Here is a 3287-nt window from a genome sequence, read left to right as displayed (position 1 = left end):
TTTCCACAGCCTATCCTCAGCGTGTTCCATCGCCGGGAGGTTTCGCCATGATTGCTCTGGGACTTGCTGCCTTGTTCGCGCTGGCCGCCGCGACTTCTATCGCTGCTATATGTATCGCAGTGGCCACCCATCGTGACGACGTTACCACGATATACTATCAGATGATGGCCGATCGTCCGATGTTCGAGCGTTATGAGAGTGACAACGGCGGTGGACGCGAGACGATAACAATCATCTCGCGACCAATCAGAGCATGGACTCGCGGCTCGGAGTCGCTTCAGCCGAAGCCATTGTGGGCCCACGCAGCCTGACCTTACGATATCGCAGCATACCATAAGGGATGATCGCCAGGTAACCCAGAGTAATCGCCGCCAGCGTCAGCCAGGGTTCCGTCAGCAAGGCGGCCATTAGAATGCCGATCAGCGCGAGCAGGCCGATACGAAGATGATTGGGCGGCCTCACCCGCGACCAACTCAGCGTTGGGACGTTCGAGATCAGCAGGAACGCCACTAACAGCATCCATATGCCGACAGCGACCGGATTGGCGATATCCGGCTCACCTCCACTGGCAAGCCACAGGTAGATCGGGAGGAAAGCTAGGCCAGCACCCACCGGCGCGGGGACCCCGGTCAGGAACCCAGCCTGCTTGTGGGGCTGGTCAAGGCTGTCGAGCCGCGAGTTGAATCGTGCCAGGCGTAGCACGCAGCAGATCGCGTAGGCCAAGGCTGCAATCCACCCAAAGCTTGGCACTTCGCGCAAGCACCAGAGATAGACGATCAACGCCGGCGCCACGCCGAAGGATATCGAATCCGCCAAGCTATCCAGTTCGGCGCCAAACTTGGACTGCGCTTTCAGCAGGCGGGCGGCGCGGCCGTCGATCCCGTCCAATACGCCGGCCAGAATGACCGCCTGGACCGCCTTTTCGAAATCTCCGGCGATCGCAAAGCGGATTCCGGTAAGACCTGAGCATAGCGCCGCAGCAGTTATGGCGTTCGGAACCAGGGCACGCAGGCTAAGGCTACGGTCAAACCGCTGACGCGCGCGCTGATCGTCTTGCGTGGTCAACGGCGGGATTCCTTCAAAGCCGTCACTGGGCAATACCTTCGATCACGCCAGCCGATCCGATTTGTGCCAGCACGGTCTCGCCCGCGATAACCTTTTGCCCCATCAATATCTGCGGCTCCGTGCCTTGCGGCAGATAGACGTCGACACGGCTACCGAAACGGATGAGGCCAACCCGCTGGCCACCGGCGATAATATCGCCCGGCTTCACGAATGGAACGATCCTACGCGCGACCAGGCCGGCAATCTGGGTGAAACACAACTGCAGCCCATCGCCACGTTCGATCATCACGTGCTGGCGCTCGTTCTCCTCGCTCGCCTTGTCGAGATCGGCGTTGACGAACTTGCCGGGGATATAAACCACACGGCGCACGATCCCGCCGATGGGCGCGCGATTGATGTGGACATCGAACACGCTCATGAAAATCGAAATGCGCGTAACGGGTTCGGCGCTGATCGGCCGGGTATCGCTGCCATCATCGATCGTGAGTTCACGAGGTGGCGGCACTTTCTGGATCAGCGTGACGAGACCATCGGCAGGCGCGATGATGCTGCGCTCATCCTGTGGCACCACACGTTGCGGATCACGAAAGAACGCCAGGATGCATATCGTCAGCACCGCCAGCGGCCACGCCACCCAGGTCCAGCCCAGGATGATCGTGAGCAGGCACACCGCCGCGGCGATCGCTCCGAACTTACGGCCTTCGGGATGGATCGCCGGCCAGCGCCATGACGCTTCACCGCGTCCTTGATTGTCTAAGATTTCTCCGGGCATGCCATCCATCTAGGCTGTGCATCCCCGCGCCGCAACGCCGCGACGGGGAAATGCGGGAAAAGACTGTGTCGCTGGCGGGAGGGGATGGTGGACAGGGCTGGATTTCCCAGTCCAAACCGCTCCACGTTGAAAAAGATAGAGAATTTTTGCAGCCCCTAGCCCGATTGCCCTAGCCCTTTGTACAAATGTGTGCAAGCCACACCGCTAAAGCTCAGCGGCTGAGACGATAAAAACAATTTTGCTGGCGGCTAGGTGGAGAGCGTAAGCCGCAAGGTAGGACGGCACTTCTCTTGGTACGGCTCCTTGACCGTGTGCCGCATCCTTGTCTCGGATTTGAGGCAAACCAGAATGCAGCGTTGCCGCTAGCTGCTCAAAACTCTTGTGGAGATAATCAGGCCACAGAGAATTTGCACGCCCAACCTTTATGAGATCGCTGATCCGCGCGCCTTGATTGTATTCCCATCCCTTCGCGTCGAAGATGGCTTTGAATGTACTTTCCAACGCTTTAGCAGCAAATGAGACAGCTTCCTTGTTATTGTTTTCACGATAGCTTGCATGTGCCGCAAGGAATTCCTCTTGAGGCCCTTCAAACCCTCTTTGGCTTAGCAACGTAAGTGCAGGTTTCACTATTTCACTATGTAGAAACTGACTATCAACGCGAACACGACGACCATTTTCAAACTGGAACCCTACCCCAGCTTCGCGCAACCGGTAATTTACTTCTCCCATCAAGCGGAACTCACCCCCAATGGCCGCTTCGATTTCGTTTATCCGAAACCCTATAACCTCAAGGAGGTTGATGGCATCTTTAAATGCCGCTTTTCTGAATAAATCTCGCATCAATGAAGCTATGTCGGTACTTACATTAGCAACATATTTCCCCTCCTCATGACCATACGTTCTATGAACCCATGACCAGTTTCTGTTGGGCTTATGACCTTCACCTCTAATGTAGTAGTTGTCTTCACCAAACACTTCTTGAGCGATGTTGAGAAATTGATTTCGAAATTTTTCCGGCAGAATGTCGTATCGGTAAACATCCGTTTGCCCTAACTTAGCAGCATCCGCTTGACGCTTCCCGTAGAGATCGAACCTAGCCACTCGCGCACCCTCACGGCTAAAAAATAGCATCCTTACGCGAGGGGGCACCTCAGACAAGAGGCGCTCGCATTGTCCCCGTAGGGGGCTTGCCCACCCTTCCCTGCGCAAACCAAGGCCAGCCCTACCCTGCCGATCACAGGTCCGGCCCAGCTACGGCAGGCGTATCACAACCGACCGATTACGGTACGGGCTGGGTAGGCGTATCAGAAACTAGCTTGACCATAGTTCCGGTACATGCCACATAGTGTTGCACGTATTCGATACAGGGATAGCAGCATGGCACGCACATTCGCCTATTGCCGCGTAAGCACGGCAGAGCAGAACACAGACAATCAGGTTCGGGAGATTG

Annotated in this window: 3 protein-coding genes; all 3 read right to left on the bottom strand. The window is 56.5% G+C overall.

Annotated features, from left to right (window positions below; genetic code table 11):
* Positions 1-246: 246 nt before the first annotated feature.
* Entirely contained in the window at positions 247-1065 is an 819-nt protein-coding gene (gene pssA / locus ACHWRX_RS16110; RefSeq protein WP_394659960.1) for a CDP-diacylglycerol--serine O-phosphatidyltransferase, read from the bottom strand.
* A 22-nt stretch (positions 1066-1087) separates the two neighbouring features.
* Complete coding sequence (locus ACHWRX_RS16105; RefSeq protein ID WP_394659959.1) at positions 1088-1837, bottom strand: phosphatidylserine decarboxylase; 750 nt, start codon at positions 1835-1837, stop codon at positions 1088-1090.
* Positions 1838-2041: 204 nt separating this feature from the next.
* Positions 2042-2938 carry an STM4504/CBY_0614 family protein gene (locus tag ACHWRX_RS16100; protein ID WP_394659958.1) on the bottom strand — a complete coding sequence of 299 codons (897 nt, stop codon included), beginning with the start codon at positions 2936-2938 and terminating at the stop codon, positions 2042-2044.
* Positions 2939-3287: the final 349 nt, after the last annotated feature.

Origin of the sequence: uncultured Novosphingobium sp., assembly GCF_964277725.1 — a bacterium.
Classification (GTDB): Bacteria; Pseudomonadota; Alphaproteobacteria; order Sphingomonadales; family Sphingomonadaceae; genus Novosphingobium; species Novosphingobium fluoreni.
This window is presented reverse-complemented; position numbering and strand designations above follow the sequence as displayed.